This window comes from Streptomyces sp. R818, from assembly GCF_056172735.1.
On the sequence record NZ_JAOCNE010000011.1, the window covers coordinates 176,266 to 201,221 of the forward strand.

The window sequence follows — 24,956 nt, forward strand, 5'->3', positions numbered from 1 at the left end:
TTGTCCTGCACTGGGAAAAAGTTGAACCAGTTGTGGCGCACGGGGTGTTCGGCCCGGACAAACAGAGTTAACGTCCCTGAAGTGTTCAGGTCACACACGTCTCCGGGGTGACGGCGCACCCCGGCGCCCGCACCGCACGTCTCCGCACCCATTCCGTACGGCCCACCCCGTTCCCGGAGGGACCTTCGTGCACAGCAGCAGAAGCAGAAACCGCAACGGCACCACCACCAGGCGCTCCAGACTCCGCACCACCATCGCCCTGCTCACCGGCTCCGTCCTGGTCGGCTCCTCGCTCGCGCTGTCCATGCCGGTGGCGAGCGCCCACCCGGACCACCCGGACGCACCCGCCGCCGACTCCGACTTCCAGCAGGTCACCCTCGCCAAGGGCGCGGACGAGACCGGCGAGCCGATGTCGCTCGCCGTCCTTCCGGACCGCAGCGTCCTGCACACCTCCCGCGACGGCACGCTCCGCCTGACCGACGCGGGCGGCTCCACCTCCGTCGCCGGCAAGCTCGACGTGTACAGCCACGACGAGGAGGGTCTCCAGGGCGTCGGCGTCGACCCCGGCTTCAAGGACAACCGGTTCATCTACCTCTACTACGCGCCGCCGCTGAACACCCCGGCCGGTGACGCCCCGGAGAACGGCACCGCCGCCGACTTCGCCCCGTTCGACGGCGTGAACCGGCTCGCCCGCTTCGTCCTCAAGGAGGACGGCACCCTCGACAAGGCGAGCGAGAAGAACATCCTCGAGGTCAAGACCTCGCGCGGCACCTGCTGCCACGTCGGCGGCGACATCGACTTCGACGCCGACGGCAACCTGTACCTGTCGACCGGCGACGACACCAACCCCTTCGCCTCCGACGGCTACAGCCCCCTCGACGAGCGCGCGGACCGCAACCCGGCCTTCGACGCGCAGCGCAGCTCGGGCAACACCAACGACCTGCGCGGCAAGGTCCTGCGCATCAAGGTCAAGGACGACGGCAGCTACGACATCCCCGAGGGCAACCTCTTCGCGCCGGGCACCGAGAAGACCCGCCCCGAGATCTACGCGATGGGCTTCCGCAACCCGTTCCGCATCAGCGTCGACAAGCCGACCGGCACCGTCTACGTGGGTGACTACGGCCCCGACGCCGGTGCGGCCGACCCCAAGCGGGGCCCGGCCGGACAGGTCGAGTTCGCCAAGATCACCAAAGCGGCCAACTTCGGCTGGCCGTACTGCACCGGCGCGAACGACGCCTACGTCGACTACGACTTCGGCACGAAGGTCTCCGGCGCCGCGTTCGACTGCGACGCGCCGAAGAACACGTCGCCGAACAACACCGGCCTGACCGACCTGCCGCCGGCCCAGCCCGCCTGGATCCCGTACGACAACGCGTCCGTGCCCGAGTTCGGCTCCGGCTCCGAGTCCCCGATGGCGGGCCCGGTCTACCGCTACGACGCCGACCTCGACTCCCCGGTGAAGTTCCCCGAGGAGTACGACGGCGACTTCTTCGCCACCGAGTTCGGCCGCCAGTGGATCAAGCGGATCGAGCAGGACGGCTCCGGGAACGTCTCGAAGATCAACGACTTCCCGTGGTCCGGCACCCAGGTCATGGACAGCGCCTTCGGCCCCGACGGCGCCCTCTACGTCCTCGACTACGGCCTCTCCTGGTTCGGCGGCGACGAGCACTCGGCGCTGTACCGCATCGAGAACGCGACGGGCGGCCACTCGCCGATCGTCGAGGCGAAGGCGTCCAAGACGTCGGGTCAGTCCCCGCTGCGCACGCAGTTCACCGCGACCGGCACCGACGCCGACGACGACCCGATCACCTACACCTGGGACTTCGGCGACGGCACGACGGGCACGGGCCCGAACCCGAGCCACACGTACCGCAAGGACGGCACGTACGTGGTGACGGTGACGGGTGACGACGGCACGGGCCGCACCGGCTCCGCCAACGTCCGCATCGTCGTCGGCAACACGGCGCCCTCGGTGAAGTTCCAGAACCCGCCGAACGGTTCGCTGTTCAAGTTCGGCGACACGATTCCCTTCAAGGTCGCGGTCAGTGACCCCGAGGACGGCACGATCGACTGCTCCAAGGTCACCGTGCGCTACCTCCTCGGCCACGACAACCACGCCCACGCCATCACCTCGGCCAACGGCTGCGAAGGCACCATCACCGCGCCCGCCGACGCCGAGCACGACCCCAACGCCAACATCTACGGCGTGCTCGACGCCGAGTACACCGACGGCGGCGGGGGCGGCCAGGCCGCGCTGACCACGCACGACCAGGTCCAGCTCCAGCCGCGCCACCGCCAGGCCGAGCACTACAGCGCGCAGCAGGGCACCACGCTGCAGAACAAGACCCAGGCCAACGGCGGCCGCACCGTCGGCGACATCAACGACGGCGACTGGATCTCCTTCACCCCCTACAACCTCACCGGGGCCAAGAAGCTCACCGCCCGGATCTCCTCCGGCGGCGCGGGCGGCTTCCTCGAGGTGCGCGCCGGCTCGGCGACCGGCACCCTGCTCGGCTCCACGACGGTCCCCGTCACCGGCGGCTGGGAGACGTTCCAGAACGTCGACGTGCCCCTGCGCAACGTCCCGAAGAAGACCACCGACCTGTACCTGGTCTTCAAGGGCGGCGACGGCGCGCTCTACGACGTCGACGACTTCGAGATCTCCAACGATGCTCCGGTCAAGGGCGCCAAGCGGGTCCTCGTCTTCTCCAAGACGGGCGGCTTCCGCCACGACGCGATCCCCGAGGGCATCGCGGCCCTGAAGGAACTGGGCGCCACCAGCAACATCACGGTCGACGCCACCGAGTCCGCCGCCCAGTTCACCGCCAACAACCTCGCCCGCTACGACGCGGTCGTCTTCATGTCGACCACGGGTGACGTCCTGAACGACGCCCAGCAGAAGGCGTTCGAGGGCTTCATCGCGGGTGGCGGCGGCTACATGGGCGTCCACGCCGCCGCCGACACCGAGTACGACTGGTCGTACTACGGCGGCCTCGTCGGCGCCTACTTCGACTCGCACCCGGCCATCCAGAAGGCCACCGTCCGCGTCGAGGACAGCGCCAACCCGGCCACCGCCCACCTCAGCAAGGCCTGGGAGCGCACCGACGAGCTGTACAACTACCGCACCAACCCGCGCGACAAGGTGCACGTCCTCGCCACCCTCGACGAGACGACGTACCAGGGCGGGAACATGAAGGGCGACCACCCGATCGCCTGGTGCCAGAGCTACGGCGGCGGCCGCTCCTTCTACACCGGCCTCGGCCACACCAAGGAGTCCTACGCGGACGACGCCTTCCGCACCCACCTGCTCGGCGGCCTGAAGTACGCCGCCGGCCAGGCCAAGGCGGACTGCAAGCCGAACAAGGGTTACCGGTCGATCTTCAACGGCCAGTCCCTCGACGGCTGGAAGCAGGCCGGTCCCGGCAAGTTCAGCATCAAGGACGGCACGCTGAACTCCGAGGGCGGCATGGGCCTCCTCTGGTACCAGGCCAAGGAGCTGAAGTCGTACTCCCTCAAGCTCGACTGGAAGATGCAGGGTGACGACAACTCCGGGATCTTCGTGGGCTTCCCCGCCTCCGACGACCCCTGGTCCGCGGTGAACAAGGGCTACGAGGTCCAGATCGACGCCACCGACGCGGTCGACCGCACGACGGGCTCGATCTACACCTTCAAGGCCGCCAACACCAAGGCCCGCGACCAGGTCCTGCGCCCGCCGGGCCAGTGGAACTCCTACGAGATCAAGGTCCAGGGCGAACGCCTCCAGGTGTTCCTCAACGGAGTCAAGATCAACGACTTCACCAACAAGAACCCCGAGCGCTCCCTGACGGACGGCTACATCGGCATCCAGAACCACGGAGACGCCGACCACGTGGCCTTCCGCGACATCCAGCTCAAGGAACTGCCCAGCTCGGAGTGAGCCCCGTCCGCGGCGGGCACGCCCGCCGCGGACGACTGGCCAGGAACCGCCCGCCCCGGGCGACCGATACGACGGTGGGCGGAGGACGCCGGACCTCCGCCCACCGTCCCACCCGACCCGGCCGGGGCCCGAACACCCCGGCCGCCTCCGGCACCACTTGCTCCGCATCACGTACGACCCCTGATCACGTACAAACCTACAACCCCCGTTTCATGTACGACCCCGGTTCGTGTTCGACAAGGAGGCTGCCCATGTCCGCCGAACCGTCCCCCGCCGCTCCTCTCACCTCCCCGACCCCCACCCCTCCCACTCCTCCTCCGCGCCCGTCTCGTCAGAGACTCCGCCGCTACGGTGTCTGGCTCATCGGGGGCCCGCGGCTCCGTCGCCACGACCGCCGTCGCGGGATGCGCCGCCGTCGCCGCGGGTCTGCACCCGCCGACCGGCATGGTCACCGAGACCGCCCCCTTCGCGGACGCCGGTCTGCCAACGTTGTCGTCGCTCGTCTTCGGCGGCCACGACACCGACGACTGCCCGCTGCCCAAACGCGCCGAACACCTCGCCGCGGGCGGCGTCCTGCCCCACGGCCTGCCCTCCGCGATCGCCGCCGAACTGGCTGCAGCGGACCGGGAGATCAGACCCGGTGGTCCGCTGCCCGGCCGCGACGACGACCGCACCCAGGACGACCTGATCACCACCTTCGCCACCGACCTGCGTGACTTCATCCGCACCCAGGACCTGGCGGGCGCCGTCGTCGTGAACGTCGCCTCGACCGAACCCGCACCGGCCGACGGCGACACACTCCCGGCCAGCTCCCTCTACGCCGCCGCCGCCCTTCGCGCGGGCTGCCCCTACGTCAACTTCACCCCTTCCACGGGCCTGCACCACCCGAACTTGGCCGCCGAGGCGTCCGCCGCCTCCGTCCCCTACGCGGGCCGCGACGGCAAGACCGGCCAGACCCTCCTGCGCTCCGTCCTCGGCCCGATGTTCCTGCAACGCGCCCTCACCGTACGCGCCTGGTCCGGCACCAACCTGCTCGGCGGCGGCGACGGCGCCGCCCTCGCCGACCCCGCCGCGGCCGCCGCCAAGAACGCCGGCAAGGAACGCGTCCTCGCCGACACCCTCGGCGGCGCCCCGAGGGCCAGGTCCACATCGACGACGTGCCCGCGCTCGGCGACTGGAAGACCGCCTGGGACCACATCGCCTTCGACGGCTTCCTCGGCGCCCGCATGGTCCTGCAGACCACCTGGCAGGGGTGCGACTCCGCGCTCGCCGCGCCCCTCGTCCTCGACCTGGCCCGCCTCCTCCTGCGCGCCGCCGACCTCGGCTTGACCGGCCCGCGCCCGGAACTCGGCTTCTACTTCAAGGACCCGGACGGCGACGCCTCCTCGGCACTCGGGGAACAGTTCGCCGCGCTGGTGGACTTCGCCCAGCGACTGCGGGACCCACGATGAGCGCGGGACGACGACGTGCCTGGGCCGAACTCCTGCGCCTCCCCGCCCTGTTCACCGTCCCCGGCGACGCCCTCGCGGGCGCGGCGGCGGTCGGCGCCCGCCCCGGCCGCTCCACCTTCCTCGCCATCGGCTCCTCCCTGTGCCTGTACGAGGCGGGCATGGCCCTCAACGACTGGGCCGACCGCGCCGAGGACGCCCGCGACCGCCCCCACCGCCCCATCCCGTCGGGCCGCGTCCACCCCACGGCGGCCCTGACGGCAGCCGGCGCGTTCACGGCAGCGGGCATCGCCCTGGCCTTCCGCGCGGGACGCACCCCGGGAACCCTGAGCGCGGCCCTGGCGGCAACGGTCTGGGCATACGACCTCGGCCTGAAACAAACCCCGGCCGGCCCAGCGGCCATGGGCACGGCCCGAGCCCTGGACGTACTCCTGGGGGCATCGGCCTCCGGCCGCGGGGCCGGGTACAGGTCCGGCTCCGGTTCCGGAGCAGGGTACAGGTCCGGCTCCGGTTCCGGAGCAGGGTCCGGGTCCGGAGTAAGGTCCGGGTCCGGAGCAGGGTCCCTGAACGCGGGGTCGGCCACCAGTGCGGCCAAGCTGCCAAGGCTCGGCGCCGACCGCAATCGGCGCCCCGGCCCTGGCCTCGGGCCCGGCCCCGGCCCGGGCCCCGGGCCCGGCTCTGGCTCTGGCTTCGCTCCCGCCCCGCTGAGCGCAGCGCTCCCGGCCGCTCTGGCCCTGGGCGCCCACACCGCCGCCGTGACCACGGTCTCCCGCAACGAGACGACCGGCGGCGCCCCCGGCGCACCCGCGGCGGCGCTGGCCGCCACCGCGCTTCTGACCAGGCACCTTCTCAAGCTCCCGGCGGGCCGAGGCGACGCAGCCCTCCTCGGCCTGCCGGGTCCCACCGCATACGCGGCGACCACCGCGCGCCCTCTCCTGCACGCCCTCCTCAATCCGTCCCCGCCCCTGACGCAGCGCGCTGTCGGCGCCGGGATCCGGGCCATGATCCCGCTCCAGGCGGCTCTGGCGGCCCGCGCGGGAGCTCCCCGGACGGCTCTGGCCACCGCCGCCCTCGCCCCCTTGGCCCGCCGCTTCGCGAAGAAGGTGAGCGTCACGTGACCACGCACGAACCGAGCCGCCCGCGCTGGGGCTACGGCACCAACGGCCTCACCGACCTCCGCCTCGACGACGCCCTCGCCCTCCTCTCCGACCTCGGCTACGACGGGGTGGGCCTCACCCTCGACCACATGCACCTGGACCCGGTCACCCCGGACCTCGCCGAACGCACCCGGCAGGTCGCCCGGCTCCTGGAGCGGTACCACCTGACGGCCACCGTCGAGACCGGTGCTCGCTATGTCCTCGATCCGCGCCGCAAACACGGCCCCTCCCTCCTCGACCCCGATCCCGACGCCCGGCAGGCGCGTGCCCGGCTGCTGATCCGCGCCGTCCAGGTCGCCGCCGACCTGGGCGCCCACGCGGTGCACTGCTTCAGCGGCATCACCCCCGACGGCACGGACCAGGACACCGCCTGGAAGCTGCTCGCCGACGAACTCGGCCCGGTCCTGGACACCGCCACCGCCGCCGGTGTCCCGCTCGCCATCGAGCCCGAACCCGGCCACCTCCTGGCGACGCTCGCCGACTTCCACCGGCTGCGCCACGCCCTGGGCAGCCCCGACGCGCTCGGCCTCACCCTCGACATCGGCCACTGCCAGTGCCTGGAGCCCGACCCGCCGGCCGACTGCGTCCGCGCGGCGGCGCCCTGGCTGCGGCACGTGCAGATCGAGGACATGCGGCGCGGAGTCCACGAGCACCTCCCCTTCGGCGAGGGCGAGATCGACTTCCCGCCCGTGCTCGACGCCCTCGCCGCCACCGGCTACCAGGGCCTGACCGTGGTCGAACTGCCCCGCCACTCCCACGCGGGCCCCCAGCTCGCGGCGGAAGCCATCCAGTTCCTGCGGGAAGTAAGCCGAGAAGCAGCGCAAGGAGGCCGCGTATGACCGCGCCCGCCACCCTCGCCGCGCTCCGTGCCCACCTCGACGGCGCCCTGACGGGAGCCGCCCGCGCCTGGCTGGACCAGGCACTCGCCGAAGCGGCCGCCCACACCGGGCCCCGCGACGAGAAGGCACCGCCCACCTGGGAGCTGCGCTTCGCGGAAGCGGGCCGCCGCACCGGCCAGGACCACGCTGACGCCACCCGCGTCCTCCTGCTGCACGCGGCCCGCGCCGACGCAGCCACCCTCACCCGCGTGTACGCGCAGGGCACCGCCGCCGAACGCCGCGCCGTCCTGACGGCCCTGCCCCACCTGATCCCGGGCCCTGAAGGGCTGGCGCTGGTCGAGGACGCCCTGCGCACCAACGACACCCGGCTCGTCGCCGCCGCCCTCGGCCCGTACGCCGCCGAGCACCTGCCCGCCCACGACTGGCGCCACGCCGTCCTGAAGTGCCTGTTCACCGGCGTGCCCGTGGACGCCGTCGCCGACCTGCCGCGCCGCGCGGCAGGGGACGCCGAACTGGCGCGCATGCTGGACGACTTCGCCCAGGAGCGCACCGCCGCCGGCCGCCCCGTACCCGAGGACCTGCACCGCGTGCTGAGCCTGACGGCCCCCGCGAAGAACCTGACGGCCCCCGCGAAGAAGGAGTCCTGATGCGCATCTTCGACCCCCACATCCACATGACCTCGCGCACCACCGACGACTACCAGGCGATGTACGCGGCCGGGGTCCGCGCCCTGGTCGAGCCCTCCTTCTGGCTCGGCCAGCCCCGCACCTCGCCCGCCTCCTTCTTCGACTACTTCGACGCCCTGCTCGGCTGGGAGCCCTTCCGCGCCGCCCAGTACGGCATCGCCCACCACTGCACGATCGCCCTCAACCCCAAAGAGGCCAACGACCCGCGCTGCACCCCGGTCCTGGACGCCCTGCCGCGCTACCTCGTCAAGGACAACGTGGTCGCCGTCGGCGAGATCGGCTACGACTCCATGACCCCGGCCGAGGACACCGCGCTCGCCGCCCAGCTGCAGCTCGCCGCCGTCCACGAACTGCCCGCGCTCGTCCACACCCCGCACCGCGACAAACTCGCCGGGCTGCGCCGCACCCTGGACGTGGTCCGCGAGTCCGCGCTCGCCGTCGAACACGTCCTGGTCGACCACCTCAACGAAACCACTGTGAAGGACGCCAAGGACGCGGGCTGCTGGCTCGGCTTCTCCGTCTATCCCGACACCAAGATGGACGAGGACCGCATGGTCGAGATCCTGCGTCTGTACGGAAGCGAGAAGGTCCTCGTCAACTCGGCCGCCGACTGGGGCAAGAGTGATCCGCTCAAGACCCGCAAGGTCGCCGACAAGATGCTCGCCGCCGGGTTCACCGAGGACGACGTCGATCAGGTCCTGTGGCGCAACCCGGTCGCCTTCTACGGCCTGAGCGGCCGCCTCCAGCTCGACGCGGCCGCCCCGCAGGAGGCGACCCACGAGGGGAACTCCATCCTGCGCGGAGGGGCGTGACACATGCGCTTCCGCCACCCCGACGGCTCCACCGTCCACCTCGCGTACTGCACCAACGTCCACCCGGCCGAGACCCTCGACGGCGTCCTCGCCCAGCTCCGCGACCACTGCGAACCCGTCCGCAGGCGCCTCGGCCGCGACCGCCTCGGCATCGGCCTCTGGCTCGCCAAGAACGCCGCCCGCACCCTGATCACCGATCCGGCGGCCTTGCGCGGCCTGCGCGCGGAGCTCGACCGGCGCGGCCTGGAGGTCGTCACCCTCAACGGCTTCCCCTACGAAGGGTTCGGCGCCGAAGAGGTCAAGTACCGCGTCTACACACCGGACTGGGCCGACCCCGAGCGCCTCGCCCACACCAGCGACCTGGCCCGCCTCCTGGCCGCGCTGCTCCCCGCCGACGTCACCGACGGCACCGTCTCCACCCTGCCGCTCGCCTGGCGCACCGCCTACGACGACCAGCGCGCGGTCACGGCGGTCACCGCCCTCGGCACGCTCGCCGAACGCCTCGACGCCCTGGAGGAGCTGACGGGGAAATCGGTCCGCGTCGGCCTGGAACCCGAACCGGGCTGCACCGTCGAGACGACCGCCGACGCCATCGCCCCGCTCACCGCCGTCGCCCGCCCCGACCGCATCGGCATCTGCCTCGACACCTGCCACCTCGCCACCTCCTTCGAGGACCCCGACACCGCGCTCGACGGCCTCGCCGCCGCCCGTGTCCCCGTCGTCAAATCGCAGCTCTCCGCCGCCCTGCATGCCGAACACCCCCATCTCCCCGAAGTCCGCGAGGCCCTCGCCGCCTTCGACGAACCCCGCTTCCTGCACCAGACCCGCACCGTCACCGCCGGCACCCTGCACGGCACCGACGACCTCGGCCCCGCCCTCGACGGCGCCGCCCTGCCGGACGCCACCCCGTGGCGCGCCCACTTCCACGTCCCCCTGCACGCGGCTCCCGCCGCCCCGCTCACCTCCACGCTGCCCGTCCTCAAGGCGACGCTGGCCCGCCTCGTCGGCGGCGCGCGTCCACTCACCCAGCACCTGGAGGTGGAGACGTACACCTGGCAGGCGCTGCCGCCCGAACTGCGCCCACGGGCCCGCACCCAGCTCGCCGACGGCATCGCCGCCGAACTCGCCCTCGCCCGCGACCTGCTGACCGACCTCGGCCTCAAGGAGCTGCCATGACGGAGACCCGCCCCACCCCGCTCCTCGTCCTGGACGTCGTCGGCCTCACCCCCCGTCTCCTCGACCACATGCCGCACCTCAAAGCGCTCGGCCAGTCCGGCTCCCGTGCCCCGCTCGGCACCGTCCTGCCCGCCGTCACCTGCGCCGCCCAGTCCACCTTCCTGACCGGCACCATGCCCTCCGAGCACGGCATCGTCGGCAACGGCTGGTACTTCCGCGAACTCGGCGACGTCCTCCTGTGGCGCCAGCACAACGGCCTGGTCTCCGGCGACAAACTCTGGGACGCCGCCCGCCGCGCCCACCCCGGCTACACCGTCGCCAACATCTGCTGGTGGTACGCCATGGGCGCCGACACCGACATCACCATCACCCCCCGCCCCGTCTACTACGCCGACGGCCGCAAAGAACCCGACTGCTACACCCGGCCCCCGGCCCTGCACGACGAACTCACCGAGAAACTCGGCACGTTCCCCCTCTTCCACTTCTGGGGTCCGGGCGCGGACATCGTCTCCAGCCAGTGGATCATCGACGCCACCCGCCACGTCATGGCCACCCGCCACCCCGACCTGACCCTGTGCTACCTCCCTCACCTCGACTACGACCTGCAGCGCTTCGGCCCCGACGACCCCCGCGCCCACCGCGCCGCCACCGAACTCGACACCGCCCTCGCCCCGCTCCTCGACGACGCCAAGGCCGAGGGACGCACCGTCGTCGCCCTGTCCGAGTACGGCATCACCCGAGCGGACCGCCCCGTCGACATCAACCGCGCCCTGCGCCGCGCCGGCCTCCTCGAAGTGCACACGCAGGACGGCATGGAGTACCTCGACCCGATGGCCTCCCGCGCCTTCGCCGTCGCCGACCACCAGATCGCCCACGTCTACGTGCGCCGCCCCGAGGACCTCGATGCCACCCGCGCCGCCCTCGCCGACCTGCCCGGCATCGAGCAACTCCTCGACGACCAGGGCAAGAAGGACCACCACCTCGACCATCCGCGCGCCGGAGAACTCGTCGCGATCGCGGAGCCCGACGCCTGGTTCACGTACTACTACTGGCTCGACGATGCCCGCGCGCCCGACTTCGCGCAGCTCGTCGAGATCCACCGCAAACCCGGCTACGACCCGGTCGAACTCTTCATGGACCCCCTCGACCCCTACGTCAAGGTCAAGGCCGCGACCGCGCTCGCCCGCAAGAAACTCGGCATGCGCTACCGCATGGCGGTCGTGCCGCTGGACGCCTCACCTATTCGCGGCAGCCACGGCCGCCTCCCCACGAGCGACGACGAAGGTCCGCTCATCATCAGCTCCACCCCCCACGCACTTCCCGGCCGGGTCCCGGCCACCCAAGTGAAATCGCTGCTGCTCGATCTGGCCGGACTGGGCTGAGGCAGAGACAGTCCTCACCCCTGCCCGGCCCTGACCAGGACCAGTTACAGAGAGTGAAGCACGCGCCACGGACAACGCGCCAGTGGCTCCCGCCGTTTTCACCCGCACGACGACCGTCCCCCTGGCCGGCCCCGACGACCGTCACCGCACTTCGAGAAGAGAGAGGCACCCGTGACCGACTTCCAGGACACCCCCACCGACGAGGCCCTCAGACAGCGTCTCGGTGTCAACCGCCGCCGCTTCCTCAGCACCTGCACCGCCGTCGCCGCGGGCGCGATCGCCGCGCCCGTGTTCGGCGCCTCGCCCGCCTTCGCCCAGTCGCACTCCGGCGGCGGTCACGGGCACGACCACGGCCACGGCGGTCACGGCCGCGGCAGCGAGCTGGTGCCCGCGAACAAGCGCGGCATCATCCTCTACACCGTCCGCGACGCGACCGGCCGCGACCCGCTCTCCACCGACCTGCCCTCCGGCTTCCGCGAGGTCTTCAAGGAGCTGGCCCGCTACGGGTACAAGCAGGTCGAGTTCGCGGGTTACGGCCAGCACGCCAACGCCCCCGGCGGCGCCAGCCTGGAATCCGTCGCGGGCGCCAAGCTGCTGCGCCGCTGGCTCGACGAGTACGGACTGCGCGCCCAGGGCAACCACGGCTTCATCCCGTCGTCGTGGCCGCTCAGCACGGCCGACCTCGACACGTTCAAGAAGCACCTGGAGATCGCCAACATCCTCGGCATGGCCCACATGGGCACCGGCGGCGACCCGACCAACAGCTCCTACAAGGCGGACTGGGACGTCGCCGCCGACAAGTGGAACGCGCTCGGCGACATCGCCCGCAAGGCCGGCATCAAGCTCTACACGCACAACCACGACGCGGCCTACGGCTTCCTGCTCGACGGCGGCCCGCTCGACGCCCAGGGCCGCCCGACCCGCAGCTCCGGCATCCGCAAGCTGGAGTACTTCCTCAAGGTCACCGACCCGAGGTCGGTCTGGCTGGAGATGGACGTCTTCTGGGCGCACGTCGCGCAGTACAAGTTCCACACCTACACCGCCCACGACGGCTCCCAGCGGGAGAAGGTCTTCGACCCGGCCGGGCTCGTCGTCCGCCACAACAAGCGCTACCCGCTGTTCCACGCCAAGGACGGCACGCGCAACGAGACGAGCGGCGAAGGCTACGACATGGGCGTCTTCGGTGAGGGCGTCATCGACTACCGCACCTTCTTCAGCCGGGTCGGCGAGAAGAACTACCGCAACCCCATGGTCGAACAGGACAACGCGCCCAGCTCCACGGATCTCGGCCAGTCCCTGAGGTATGCCAAGATCGGGTACGACAACCTGGCGGCCCTGCGCAAGAAGCGCTGACCGCGCCCACGCACGAGAGGGGCCCGGCCGCCGAGCCGGGCCCCTCTCGATGTGCGGCAGTACTTACTGTGCGGCGGCACCCCGCTCCCGCCCTGGCTGGCGCAGCAGCAGCGCGACCGCCGCCGCCACCATGGAGACGCCCCCGGCCAGCGCGTACGCCCCGTTGTAGCCCCACGCGGCGACCACCATCGAGCCGAGCCCGCCGCCGAAGAGGCCGCTGACGAGTTTGCCGCTGTAGACGAGCCCGTAGTTGGTGGCGTTGTAGTTCTCGCCGAAGTAGTCCGGGGTCAGCGCCGCGAACATCGGGTAGAAGGCGCCCCCGCCGAAGCCCGACAGGAAGGCGAAGAACAGGAACAGCCATTCGCTGCGGACGTCGCCCGCCCAGATCACGCCGAACTGCGCGAGGCCGAGGACGACGATGACGAAGACGAGGCTGGACTTGCGGCCCAGGATGTCCGACAGCCAGCCGACGACCGCCCGTCCGACGCCGTTGATGACGGCCATGACGCCCATCGAGGACGCCGCGACCAGAGGGCCGAAACCGACCTCCTTGGCGAAGTCCACCTGGAAGGAGATGCCGAAGATGGACACCCCGGCCGTAAGGACCAGGCTCAGCCACATCAGCGGCAGCATCCCGGTTCGTATGGCCTCTTTCGGGGTGAACTGCTTTACGGCGGGCGGATTCTTCGCCAGGCTCCGCGCGCTCTTCCCGGAGCCCGACTTCACCAGCGGATCGACCTCCGCGGGCCACCAGTTCTTCGGCGGGTCCCGGAAGAAGAAGGCGCAGACCAGCACCACGACCAGGACATACGCGCCGATCATGTCGAGCACCCGGTGGTAGTTCGAGGTGTCGAAGCCGTAGTTGAAGAGGAAGATGAACGGCAGCGACCCGTAGGCGAATCCGCCGTTGACGAATCCGGTCCTGCCGCCCTTACGTTCCGGGAACCATTTGCCGACCATGTTGATGCAGGTCGCGTAGACCAGGCCGGAGCCCAGGCCGCCGACGACACCGAACCCGAGGATCGCCAGCCACACACTGCCGAAATGGCTGAGCGCGAGAAATCCCAGCAAGCACATGAAGGCGCCGGTCATGGTCGCCCTCTTCGCCGTCAGGATCCCCTTCTCCCGCAGCCAGCCGCCCGGGAAGGCGATGCCCGCCTGGAAGAACACCCAGACGCTCAGGATCCAGAAGGTGTTCGACTGCGTCCAGCCGTGGGCGCTGGACAGGGTGTCCTCCGCCGAACCGTACGCGTACTCCGAGACGCTGATGGCCATCATCGCGACCCATGGCAGATACACCATGAGTTTGCGCGAATGACCGAGGATGTCGCGGTCCGTCTCGCCGACGCGGTAGACGCGGCCGTTCTCGTCGGTGATCTCTCGGTATCTCGTTCCGGGGGCCGGTGCAGTATTGCCTGCGGCGATGGGCTCCGCCGTCATATCAAGCCATCTCCTCACCGAGCGGTTGCGGGTTGGGTTCGATGCCACGGGTCTTGCGCCTGCCGGGCGGGGACAGGAAGAGCGCGACGAAACCGGCGAAGAACGAGATGCAGCCCGCCAGGATGAAGGCGCCGGAGTGCCCCCACGCGCTGACGACGAGGGCGCCCATGCCCGCGCCGAGTCCGGAGACGAGCTTGGAGCTGTAGACCATCCCGTAATTGGTGGCGTTGTTGTTCTCGCCGAAATAGTCGGCGGTCAGGGCCGCGAACATCGGGAAGATGGCGCCGCCGCCGAAGCCCGATATCGCCGAGAACGTCAGGAACAGCGGAAGGTTCTTCGCCTCGGCCGAGAAGAGGATGCCGAACTGCGCCGCGCCCAGAATGGCGCAGACGGCGAGGAGGCACTGTTTGCGGCCGTAGCGGTCGGAGAGCCAGCCGATGACGCCGCGCCCGGTGCCGTTGACGATCGCCTTGAGCGACATCGCCGTGGCGACGATGCCGCCCGCGAAGCCCGCCTCCTCACCGATGTCGACCTGGAAGGCGATGCCGAAGATGTTCACGCCGGAGGTGCACGCGAGACAGAACCACATCAGCGCCACCCGGCCGGTCTTCCACGCCTCCATGGGGGTGTACTGCTTGACCGCCGGCGGGTTCTTCGCGAGCGACCTACGCGCGCGTGGGTCGCTCGGCGGGTTCAGCGGGTCGATGTGCGCGGGCCACCAGTTCTTCGGCGGGTCCTTGAAGAAGTAACCGGCGCACGCCACCATCGCGGCGAGCAGCACACCCACCGACAGCAGCACCCAGCGGAAGTTCGTCAGATCCATGTAGCCGGTGAACAGGAAGACGAACGGCACGGACCCGTAGGCGAAGCCGCCGTTCACGAAGCCGGTCTTGCCGCCCCTGCGCTCCGGATACCACTTGCCCACCATGTTGACGCAGGTGGCGTACACCATGCCCGCGCCCATGCCGCTGAGGACGCTGAAGCCGATGTAGGCGACGACGACGTGCGGTGCCAGGGCCAGCGACAGGTACCCCATGAAGGTGCCCGAAGCGCCGATCATCATCGCCCAGCGGGCCGGAAGCCGGCCGCTCTCGCGCAGCCTGCCCGCGGGGAAGGCCACGGCCGCCTGGAAGAACACCCAGACGGTCATCATCCAGAAGATGTGCAGGCTGTTCCAGTGGTGCGCGGTGTGCAGCGTGTCCTCGGCGGACGCGAACGCGTACTCGGCGGAGGAGATCCCCATCATGCCCACCCAGGGCAGGATCACCATCCACCTGCGCTTGCGCCCCATGATGTCGATGTCGCTCTCGCCAACGCGGTACACCCGGCCGTTGACGTCCGCCACCTCCCGGTAGGGAACGGCGGCGGGCAGCTCGGTGGTCGTCATGACGGTCGCACCCCTTGCGTCGAAAGACTTGGCCAGCGCCCCCTGTCCAATTGCTTTCGTGTGCGCACGGGACCTGGGTCCGGCCGACGCGCACCGCCGGCCGGACCCGCCGGAGGTCACCTCATCGACCGCCCCCCAACAGACCGGCCGCGCGCGCCCACCGGTACTTGGCGCCCAGGACCGCCACCGGCTTCTCGGTCGTGTACGGGTACGCGACCACGCCGCGCTCGAACAGGTACTGGCACGCTTCCTCGACCTCGACGTCCCCGGCCAGCGACGCGACCACCGGCTTCTCGACGCCGCGCTCGCGGAACTCCCGTACCACGCGGGCCGTTACCTCTGCGAAGACCATGGGAGGGGTGACGATGGTGTGCCAGTAGCCGAGCACGAGCGCGTGGATGCGCGGGTCCTCCAGGCCGAGGCGAATCGTCGCCTCGTACGTCGACGGCGGCTCGCCGCCTGTGATGTCGACGGGGTTGCCCGCGGCCCCGAACGGCGGGATGAACCGCCGGAAGGCCGCGTCCAGGTCGGCCGGGATCTCCATGAGGCGCAGCCCGTTGTCCGTGACCGCGTCGGAGAGCAGCACACCGGAGCCGCCCGCGCCGGTGATGATCACGACGTTGTCGCCCTGCGGGGCGGGCAGCACGGGCAGCGCCCGCGCGTACTCCAGCATGTCGTTCAGGCCCGGGGCCCTGATGACCCCGGCCTGCCGCAGGATGTCGTCGTAGACGGCGTCGTCGCCCGCGAGCGCGCCCGTGTGCGACCCGGCGGCCCGCGCGCCCGCGGCCGTCCGCCCCGCCTTCAGGACGACGACCGGCTTCTTCGGCACGGTCGCGCGCGCCGCCTCCACGAAGGCACGCCCGTCCTTGAGGTCCTCCAGGTGCATGGCGATGCACTGGGTGTGCGGGTCCTCGCCGAACCAGGTCAGCAGGTCGTCCTCGTCCAGGTCCGACTTGTTGCCGAGTCCCACGATCGCCGAGACGCCGGTCCTGGTGGTGCGCGCGAAGCCCAGGACGGCCATGCCGATGCCGCCGGACTGCGAGGTGAGGGCCACGCCGCCCTTCACGTCGTAGGGCGTGCAGAACGTGGCGCACAGGTCGTGCCACGTCGCGTAGTAGCCGTAGATGTTCGGCCCGAGGAGCCGTACCCCGTGCCGCTCGCCGACGGCCACGATCTCGTCCTGGAGCGCCTGTTCCCCGGTCTCCGCGAAGCCCGATGGGATGAGGACCGCGTTCGGGATGCCCTTGCGCCCCACCTCCTCCAGGGCCGCCGCGACGAACTTGGCGGGGATGGCGAAGACCGCCACGTCCACGTCGCCGGGCACGTCCGTGACGCTCTTGTACGCCTTGCGGCCGAGGATGTCGTCGGCCTTGGGGTTGACCGGATGGATCTCCCCGGAGAAGCCGCCGTCGATCAGGTTGCGCATCACGGAGTTGCCGATCTTGCCCGCCTCGTTGGAGGCGCCGATCACGGCGACCGAGCGCGGCTGCATGAGCCGCCGCATCGTCGTGAGGATCTCCTCGCGCGTGTACGTGCGCCGCGGCTTCGGCGCCCCCTCGGCGAGGATGACCCGGATGTCGGCGGCGACCGCGCCCTCCGGCGTGGCGATGACCGGGTTGAGGTCGACCTCCGCGATCTCGGGGAAGTCCGTGACCAGCTGCGACACCCGGCGGATCTGTTCGGCGAGCGCCCACCGGTCGACTCCGCGCGCGCCCCGCACCCCGCGCAGCACCTCGGCCGCCCGGAGGGAGTCGAGCATGCCGGCGGCCTCGTCGGCGTCGATCGGTGCGAGCCGGAAGGTGACGTCTTTCAGGACCTCCACCAGGACACCGCCGAGCCCGAAGGCGACGACCTTGCCGAACGTCGGATCGGTGACCGCCCCGACGATGACCTCCTGCGACTCCGCGCCCGTCGGCAGCAGCTCCTGCACCTGTACGCCCTCGATGCGCGCATCGGGCGCGTACGCGCGCGCGTTGTCGATGATCCGGTGGAACGCCGCGCGCACGTCGGCCGCGCCCTCCACCCCGACGACGACCCCGCCCGCGTCGGTCTTGTGCAGGATGTCCGGGGAGACGATCTTCAGGACGACGGGCTTGCCGAAGCGCGCCGCAGTGGCTACCGCCTCGTCGACATCCGTGGCCAGGGCCTCACCGGGGACGGCGATCCCGTACGCGTCCGCGATCACCTTGCCCTCCGGGGCGGTGAGTGCCGTGCGCCCCTCCGCCCGTACGGCGTCGAGCAGCGCGCGCACCGTCGGCCTGCGGTCCTCGGCCAGCAATCAGATCACTCCGTTCGACTTGAGCAGGTGCAGTTCCTCGTCGCCGAGGCCGAGTTCACCGACGAAGACTTCCTCGTTGTGCTCGCCGAGGAGCGGGGAAGCGGTCACGTCGACGGGGGAGTCGGAGAGTTTGAGCGGGGAGCCGACGGTGGTGAAGGAGCCCCGCTGCGGGTGCGCCACCTCGACGACCATCTCGTTCGCGACGAGCGAGGCGTCCTCGATGATCTCCTTGGTGGAGAGGATCGGGCCGCACGGGATGTTGTGCGCGTTGAGCCTTTCCAGGACTTCCCACTTGGGCAGCGTCGAGGACCACTCCTCGATCAGCTGGAACATCTTGTTGAGCTGGGGCAGGCGCGCCTCCGGGGTCGCCCACTCGGGGTCGGCCGCCAGCTCGGGCCGTCCGATCAGCTCGGTCAGCGGCTGCCAGCCCACCGGCTGCACGATCACGTACACGTAATCGTTGGGCCCGCCCGGCGCGCATTTCACGGCCCAGCCGGGCTGTCCGCCGCCGGACGCGTTCCCCGAGCGCGGCACCTCGTCGCCGAAGTCCTCGTTCGGGTACTCCGCGAGCGGGCCGTGCGCCAGGCGCTGCTGGTCGCGGAGTTTGACGCGGCACAGGTTGAGCACGGCGTGCTGCATGGCCACGTTCACGCGCTGCCCGCGCCCGGTGCGCTCACGCTGCAGCAGGGCGGCGAGGATGCCGGCCACCGCGTGGACACCGGTCCCGGAGTCGCCGATCTGCGCGCCCGTGGCGAGCGGCGGCCCGTCCTCGAAGCCGGTGGTCGCCATGGAGCCGCCCATCGCCTGGGCGACGACCTCGTACGCCTTGAAGCCGGTGTACGGGCCCTCGCCGAAGCCCTTGATGGACGCGTACACGATGCGCGGATTGATCTCCTGGATGCGGTCCCAGGTGAAGCCCATGCGGTCCACGGCGCCGGGGCCGAAGTTCTCGACCATGACGTCGGAGCGGCGGATCAGTTCGGTGAGCAGCTCCTTGCCGCGCTCCGTCTTGGTGTTGAGGGTGATGCTCCGCTTGTTGCAGTTGAGCATCGTGAAGTACAGGGAGTCGACATCCGGGAGGTCGCGCAGCTGCTTGCGCGTGATGTCGCCGGTCGGCGCCTCCAGTTTGACGACGTCCGCGCCGAGCCAGGCGAGGAGCTGGGTGGCGGAGGGCCCCGACTGGACGTGGGTCATGTCGAGGACGCGGATGCCTTCGAGAGCCTTGGTCACGAGGGACTCCCCTCTCTACTTGTACATGGTCTGGTTCATGGTTCCGGGGGCGTAGGCGTCCGGATCGACCCATACGTTGATCAGGGACGGCTTGCCGGACTCACGCGCGCGGCGCAGTGCCGGACCGATGTCGGCGGGGTCGCGGACTTCCTCGCCGTGGCCGCCGAGGATCCGGGCGAACTGGTCGTAGGGCACGTCGCCGAGGGTGTTGCCCACGCGCTCGCGCGCGGCGCCGTACTTCGCCTTCTGGCCGTAGCGGATCTGGTTCATCGAGGAGTTGTTGCCGATGATCCCGACGAAGGGCAGGTCGTAGCGGACCAGCGTCTCGAAGTCCCAGCCGGTCAGGGAGAACGCGCCGTCGCCGAAGAGCGCCACCACCTCCTTGTCGGGCCGCGCCTTCTTGGCGGCCAGGACGAAGGGGATGCCGACGCCGAGCGTGCCGAGCGGCCCCGGGTCCATCCAGTGGCCGGGCGCCTTGGGCTGCACGACCTGTCCGGAGAAGGTGACGATGTCGCCGCCGTCGCCGATGTAGAGCGAGTCCTCGGTCAGGAAGTCGTTGATCTCGCTGACGAGCCGGTAGGGGTGGATCGGGGAGGCGTCGGAGCGCAGGTTCGGCAGCCGCTTCCCGATCGCCGTCTGCTCGGCGGCGCGCAGCTCGTCGAGCCACTCCTTGCGCTTGGCGGCGCCCCCGTTGAGCCGCCCCGAGGCGGCCTCCGTGACCGACTTCAGGATGAGTCCCGCGTCGCCGACGATGCCGAGGTCGATGTCGCGGTTCTTGCCGACGGTGCGGTAGTCGAGGTCGATCTGCACGACGGTCGCGTCGGGGGAGAGCCGCTTCCCGTAGCCCATGCGGAAGTCGAAGGGCGTGCCGACGATCACGATGAGGTCGGCGTGGGAGAAGGCGTAGCGGCGCGACAGCTGGAAGTGGTGCGGGTCGCCGGGCGGCAGCGTGCCGCGTCCCGCGCCGTTCATGTAGGCGGGCACGTTCAGGGTGCGGACGAGGTCGATGGCGGCGGCGGTGCCGCGCGTCGTCCACACCTGGCTGCCGAGCAGGATCGCGGGCTTCTCCGCGTGCACGAGCAGGTCGGCCAGCTTTTCCACCGACTCCGGGTCGCCTGCGGACCGGGTGGAGGCGCGGTAGTGGCCTGCCTTCGGCACGCGCGCCTTGTCCACCGGGACCTTCGCGTCGAGCACGTCGCGCGGTATCTCCAGGAAGGAGGGGCCCGGCGCCCCGTGGTAGCACTCGCGGAACGCCATGGAGACCATGTCGGCCGCGCGCGCGGTGTCCGGCACCGTCGCGGCGAACTTGGTGATCGGGGCCATCATGTCCACGTGCGGCAGGTCCTGGAGAGACCCCATCTTGTGCTGGGTGTGGGCCCCTTGGCCGCCGATGAGCAGCATCGGTGACTCGGCGCGCAGCGCGTTGGCGACACCGGTGACGGCGTCGGTCGTGCCGGGTCCGGCCGTCACGACGGCGCAGCCGGGTTTGCCGGTCACGCGCGCGTGGCCGTCCGCCGCGTGCGCGGCGACCTGTTCGTGGCGTACGTCGACGACTTCGATGCCTTCGTCGACGCAGCCGTCGTAGATGTCGATGATGTGGCCGCCGCACAGGGTGTAGATGACCTCCACCCCCTCGGCCTTGAGCGCCTTGGCGACCAGATGCCCGCCGGAGATCTGTTCCTGGCCGTTGTCCTTGTCCGCATCGGACTGGGGCATGACGAAGTCCCGTCCCTTCCTCAGGGGCTCGCGCACAACCGGTTCGTACATTGCATACAGTCGACGAATACTGTATGAACCTTGTTATCCCGCATCCGATGAACGGTGTCCAGGGGGCGTGCGGCACTTTCGAGTCAGGAGCCGGAATGGACCTGTACGAACATCAGGCGAGGGAACTCTTCGCGGAACATGGCGTCTTGGTACCGCGAGCTGAGGTCACCGACTCCGCCGAGGAGGCGCGGCGGATCGCGCGCCGGCTGGGCGGCCGCGTCGTCGTCAAGGCGCAGGTGAAGACGGGCGGCCGCGGCAAGGCGGGCGGCGTCAGGATCGCCGCCGACCCGGCCGCCGCCGAGGAGGCGGCGCGCCGGATCCTCGGCATGGACATCAAGGGCCACACCGTCCGCGCGGTGATGCTGGCCCAACCTGTGAAGATCGAGACCGAGTTCTACGTCTCCTACGTCCTCGACCGCGCGGCCGGCACCTTCCTCGCCATCGCCTCCGCCGAGGGAGGCATGGACATCGAGGAGGTCGCGGCGGCCCGGCCCGAAGCGGTCGCGCGGATCCCCGTGGACCCGGCCGAGGGCGTCACCACGGCGGTGGCCGCCCGCATCGCCGAGGCGGCGGGGCTGCCCGCACAGTGCGTCGACACCCTGGTCCGTCTCTGGGCCGTCCTGGTCCGGGAGGACGCCGTCCTCGTCGAGGTGAACCCCCTCGCCCGCACCGCGCGAGGGCAGATCATCGCCCTCGACGGCAAGGTCACCCTCGACGACAACGCCCGCTTCCGGCGCGCACGTTGGGGCGCACAGGAGGAGACGCACGACGACCCGCTGGAGGCGCGAGCAGCGGCCAAGGGGCTCACCTACGTGAAGCTGGACGGCGAGGTCGGCGTCATCGGGAACGGTGCGGGGCTCGTCATGTCGACCCTCGACGTCGTCGCCGACCGGGGCGCCCGCCCCGCCAACTTCCTCGACATCGGCGGCGGCGCCTCCGCCCGCACCATGGCCGACGGGCTGAACGTCGTCCTCGCCGACCCGGCCGTGAAGTCCGTACTCGTCAATGTCTTCGGCGGCCTCACCGCCTGCGACGCCGTCGCCGACGGCATCGTACGGGCGCTCGACAGCGTCCGGCCGACCAGGCCGATCGTCGTCCGCCTCGACGGCAACAACGCCGCCCGGGGCCGCGCCCTCCTCGACGAACGGGCCCATCCGCTGGTCCGGCAGGCCACCACGATGGACGACGCCGCAGGCCAAGCCGCACACCTCGCCCGCACCGCCCACGCGCACGCGCACGCCAGTTAGGGGACCGGGACATGGCCATCTACCTCACCAAGGAGAGCAAGGTCCTCGTCCAGGGCATGACCGGCGCCGAGGGCATGAAGCACACCCGTCGCATGATCGACGCGGGCACGGACGTGGTCGGCGGCGTCAACCCCCGCAAGGCGGGGCGCAGCGTCGACTTCGACGACCGCGCCGTCCCTGTCTTCGGCACCGTCCGCGACGCCGTCGAGGCCACGGGCGCCGACACCACCGTCGTCTTCGTCCCGCCCGCCTTCGCCAAGGCAGCCGTGGTCGAGGCCGCCGACGCGCGCGTGCCGCTCGCCGTCGTCATCACGGAAGGCATCCCGGTGCACGACGCGGTCGCCTTCCACGCCCACGCCCGCCGCACGGGGACACGGGTCATCGGGCCCAACTGCCCGGGACTGATCACACCGGGCCAGTCCAACGCGGGCATCATCCCCGCCGACATCGCCAAGCCCGGCCGGATCGGACTCGTCTCCAAGTCCGGCACGCTCACCTACCAGCTCATGCACGAACTGCGCGACACCGGCTTCTCCACCTGCGTCGGCATCGGCGGCGACCCGGTCATCGGCACCACCCACATCGACTGCCTCGCCGCCTTCGAGGCCGACCCGGACACCGACCTCGTCGTCCTCATCGGCGAGATCGGCGGCGACGCGGAGGAGCGGGCCGCCGCCTACATCCGCGACCACCTCACGAAACCGGTCGTCGCCTACGTCGCCGGGTTCACCGCCCCCGAGGGCCGCACCATGGGCCACGCGGGCGCCATCGTCTCCGGCTCGTCCGGCACGGCGCGGGCGAAGAAGGAGGCGCTGGAGGCGGTCGGCGTACGAGTGGGATTGACCCCGACCCGGACGGCATGGCTCGTCCTGGAACGACTCGCCGAGGACAGCGGCAGCGGCACCGGCACGAACAGCACCGCTTGAGCGGCAGCGCCCCAACAACAGCGGCTGAGCGCCGCCAGTGCCCCGACATCAGCGGCTGAGCACCGCCAGTGGCCGGGCAGCAGCGCCCCAACCCGCGCAAACGCCCATGACCCGCACCCGCCCCGACCGTGCACCGTGAGCGGAGACACCATGGCACCCACCCTCAAAGCCGGCACCTCCTGGGACGACGCCTGGCAGCGCTGCCTCGCCGCCGCCCCCGAGGCCTTCCGCGACGACCGCGTCCTCAACCTCTGGGACGCCGGCTGGCGCGCCGACGGCCACCCGCTGCCCGCCACTTCCCCGGTCGACGGCCGCCCCGTCGCCGGGCCGCCGCGCCTGGACGCGGCCACCGCCCACCAGGCCGTACGCGCCTCGCTCGACCAGCACCGCGCCTGGCGCCACATCCCCCTCGCCGAGCGGCGCGCCCGCGTCGCCGCCACCCTCGACGCCCTCGCCCACCACCGCGACCTGCTCGCCCTGCTGCTCATCTGGGAGATCGGCAAGCCGTGGCGGCTCGCCCTGGCCGACGTGGACCGGGCCGTCGACGGCGTGCGCTGGTACGTCGACGGCATCGACGCCATGCTCGGCGAACGCACCGCGCTGACCGGCCCGGTCTCCAACATCGCCAGCTGGAACTATCCGATGAGCGTGCTCGTTCACTCACTGCTGGTCCAAGCACTGGCAGGGAACGCGGTCATCGCCAAGGCCCCGACCGACGGCGGCGTCTCCTGTCTCACCCTGGCCTGCGCCCTCGCCGCCCGCGAAGGCGTTCCGGTCACGCTCGTCAGCGGCGGCGGCGGGCAGCTCTCCCAGGCGCTCGTCCGGGCGCCCGAGATCGGCTGCGTCTCCTTCGTCGGCGGCCGCGACACCGGCGCCCGCGTCGCCACGGACGTAGCCGACCTCGGCAAACGCCACATCCTGGAACAGGAGGGACTCAACACCTGGGGCATCTGGAACTTTACCGACTGGCCGAAGCTGGCCGCGACAATCCCGAAACTCTTCGATTACGGGAAGCAGCGCTGCACCGCCTACCCGCGCTTCGTCGTGCAGCGCGACGCCTTCGACGCGTTCCTCGCCGCGTACCTGCCCGCCGTACGCACCCTGCGCGTCGGACATCCGCTGGCCGTGCCCGACCCGGCGGACCCGTACCCGGAGCTCGACTTCGGCCCGCTCATCAACGCGGCCAAGGCGAAGGAGCTGACCGATCAGGTCGCCGAGGCCGTCGGCCGCGGTGCCGTGCCCGTGTACCGCGCCGCCCCCGACCCCGGCCGCTTCCTGCCCGGCCAGGACATCAGCGCGTACGTCCACCCCGTCACGCTCCTCGACCCGCCCCCGTCGTCGCCGCTGCACCACGCCGAGCCCTTCGGCCCGGTCGACACGATCGTCCTCGTCGACACCGAGGCGGAGCTGCTCGCCGCCATGAACGCCTCGAACGGCGCGCTGGTGGCGACGCTCTCCACCGACGACGAGGCCACGTACGCGCGGCTCGCCCCGCAGATCCGCGCCTTCAAGGTCGGCCACGGCGTGCCACGCTCGCGCGGCGACCGGGACGAGCTGTTCGGCGGGTTCGGTGCGTCCTGGCGCGGCGCCTTCGTCGGCGGCGAGCTGCTCGTGCGGGCGGTCACACAGGGCCCGGCGGGGGAGCGGCTGCCGGGGAACTTCCCCGCGTACCACCTGATGCCCGGGTGACCGCGCCGTCACTCCTCGTACAGCCGTGAACCCGCAGGTCAGGCGGGACGGATACGCAGGTGAAAGGCACTCCGAAACCTTGGTATTGTTGTCCATGTCGCCGCGGGGAACACCCCGCGAACGGCAGACACCTTGTCCGGGTGGCGGAATGGCAGACGCGCTAGCTTGAGGTGCTAGTGCCCTTTATCGGGCGTGGGGGTTCAAGTCCCCCCTCGGACACCAC

General features: G+C 71.0%; 16 protein-coding genes, 1 tRNA gene and 1 pseudogene. 13 read left to right on the forward strand and 5 right to left on the reverse strand.

Features of this window, described 5'->3' with window-relative positions:
* Positions 1 to 187 precede the first annotated feature (187 nt).
* From N5I75_RS25580 to N5I75_RS25620, 9 genes and pseudogenes are all read left to right on the forward strand, one after another.
* Entirely contained in the window at positions 188 to 3,916 is a 3,729-nt protein-coding gene (locus N5I75_RS25580; RefSeq protein WP_476681002.1) for a ThuA domain-containing protein, read from the forward strand.
* A gap of 251 nt (positions 3,917 to 4,167) precedes the next feature.
* Positions 4,168 to 5,367 (forward strand): annotated as a pseudogene (locus N5I75_RS25585) (inositol-3-phosphate synthase).
* Positions 5,364 to 6,482: an SCO3242 family prenyltransferase gene (locus N5I75_RS25590; RefSeq protein WP_476681004.1), complete on the forward strand. Its 1,119-nt coding sequence runs from the start codon at positions 5,364 to 5,366 to the stop codon at positions 6,480 to 6,482. The pseudogene N5I75_RS25585 and the gene N5I75_RS25590 overlap by 4 nt, the downstream one beginning before the upstream one ends.
* Positions 6,479 to 7,360, forward strand: a complete 882-nt coding sequence (locus tag N5I75_RS25595; RefSeq protein WP_476681005.1) for a sugar phosphate isomerase/epimerase family protein — start codon at positions 6,479 to 6,481, stop codon at positions 7,358 to 7,360. The genes N5I75_RS25590 and N5I75_RS25595 overlap by 4 nt, the downstream gene beginning before the upstream one ends.
* Positions 7,357 to 8,007, forward strand: coding sequence for an EboA domain-containing protein (locus N5I75_RS25600; protein WP_476681007.1), 651 nt, complete (start codon positions 7,357 to 7,359; stop codon positions 8,005 to 8,007). The genes N5I75_RS25595 and N5I75_RS25600 overlap by 4 nt, the downstream gene beginning before the upstream one ends.
* A complete protein-coding gene (locus N5I75_RS25605; RefSeq protein WP_476681009.1) occupies positions 8,007 to 8,858 on the forward strand; it encodes a TatD family hydrolase in 852 nt (283 codons plus the stop codon). The genes N5I75_RS25600 and N5I75_RS25605 overlap by 1 nt, the downstream gene beginning before the upstream one ends.
* Positions 8,859 to 8,861: 3 nt before the next feature.
* Positions 8,862 to 10,034, forward strand: coding sequence for a metabolite traffic protein EboE (gene eboE / locus N5I75_RS25610; protein WP_476681011.1), 1,173 nt, complete (start codon positions 8,862 to 8,864; stop codon positions 10,032 to 10,034).
* The gene (locus N5I75_RS25615) at positions 10,031 to 11,416 is read left to right on the forward strand and encodes an alkaline phosphatase family protein (RefSeq protein ID WP_476681013.1); all 1,386 of its coding nucleotides are present in this window, start codon (positions 10,031 to 10,033) and stop codon (positions 11,414 to 11,416) included. The genes eboE and N5I75_RS25615 overlap by 4 nt, the downstream gene beginning before the upstream one ends.
* Before the next feature lie 171 nt (positions 11,417 to 11,587).
* The gene (locus tag N5I75_RS25620) at positions 11,588 to 12,769 is read left to right on the forward strand and encodes a sugar phosphate isomerase/epimerase family protein (protein ID WP_476681015.1); all 1,182 of its coding nucleotides are present in this window, start codon (positions 11,588 to 11,590) and stop codon (positions 12,767 to 12,769) included.
* A gap of 63 nt (positions 12,770 to 12,832) precedes the next feature.
* On the opposite strand, the gene N5I75_RS25625 is transcribed toward N5I75_RS25620, so the two are convergent.
* From N5I75_RS25625 to N5I75_RS25645, 5 genes are all read right to left on the reverse strand, one after another.
* A complete protein-coding gene (locus N5I75_RS25625; protein WP_476681017.1) occupies positions 12,833 to 14,209 on the reverse strand; it encodes an OFA family MFS transporter in 1,377 nt (458 codons plus the stop codon).
* A 1-nt stretch (position 14,210) separates the two neighbouring features.
* On the reverse strand, positions 14,211 to 15,596 hold the full coding sequence (locus N5I75_RS25630) for an OFA family MFS transporter (RefSeq protein WP_476681019.1): 1,386 nt from the start codon (positions 15,594 to 15,596) through the stop codon (positions 14,211 to 14,213).
* A 121-nt stretch (positions 15,597 to 15,717) separates the two neighbouring features.
* Entirely contained in the window at positions 15,718 to 17,871 is a 2,154-nt protein-coding gene (locus N5I75_RS25635) for an acetate--CoA ligase family protein (protein WP_476681284.1), read from the reverse strand.
* 3 nt (positions 17,872 to 17,874) lie between these two features.
* A complete protein-coding gene (gene frc / locus N5I75_RS25640; protein WP_476681021.1) occupies positions 17,875 to 19,104 on the reverse strand; it encodes a formyl-CoA transferase in 1,230 nt (409 codons plus the stop codon).
* A gap of 15 nt (positions 19,105 to 19,119) precedes the next feature.
* Positions 19,120 to 20,820, reverse strand: a complete 1,701-nt coding sequence (locus N5I75_RS25645; RefSeq protein WP_476681023.1) for a thiamine pyrophosphate-binding protein — start codon at positions 20,818 to 20,820, stop codon at positions 19,120 to 19,122.
* A gap of 146 nt (positions 20,821 to 20,966) precedes the next feature.
* Here N5I75_RS25645 and sucC point away from each other — a divergent pair, with 146 nt between their 5' ends.
* From sucC to N5I75_RS25665, 4 genes are all read left to right on the forward strand, one after another.
* On the forward strand, positions 20,967 to 22,118 hold the full coding sequence (gene sucC / locus N5I75_RS25650) for an ADP-forming succinate--CoA ligase subunit beta (protein WP_476681025.1): 1,152 nt from the start codon (positions 20,967 to 20,969) through the stop codon (positions 22,116 to 22,118).
* Between the two features lie 11 nt (positions 22,119 to 22,129).
* Positions 22,130 to 23,044 carry a succinate--CoA ligase subunit alpha gene (gene sucD, locus N5I75_RS25655; RefSeq protein ID WP_476681027.1) on the forward strand — a complete coding sequence of 305 codons (915 nt, stop codon included), beginning with the start codon at positions 22,130 to 22,132 and terminating at the stop codon, positions 23,042 to 23,044.
* Between the two features lie 150 nt (positions 23,045 to 23,194).
* Entirely contained in the window at positions 23,195 to 24,733 is a 1,539-nt protein-coding gene (locus tag N5I75_RS25660) for an aldehyde dehydrogenase family protein (protein ID WP_476681029.1), read from the forward strand.
* A 134-nt stretch (positions 24,734 to 24,867) separates the two neighbouring features.
* Positions 24,868 to 24,955 (forward strand) — tRNA-Leu (locus N5I75_RS25665).
* The last annotated feature ends 1 nt before the right edge of the window (position 24,956 follow it).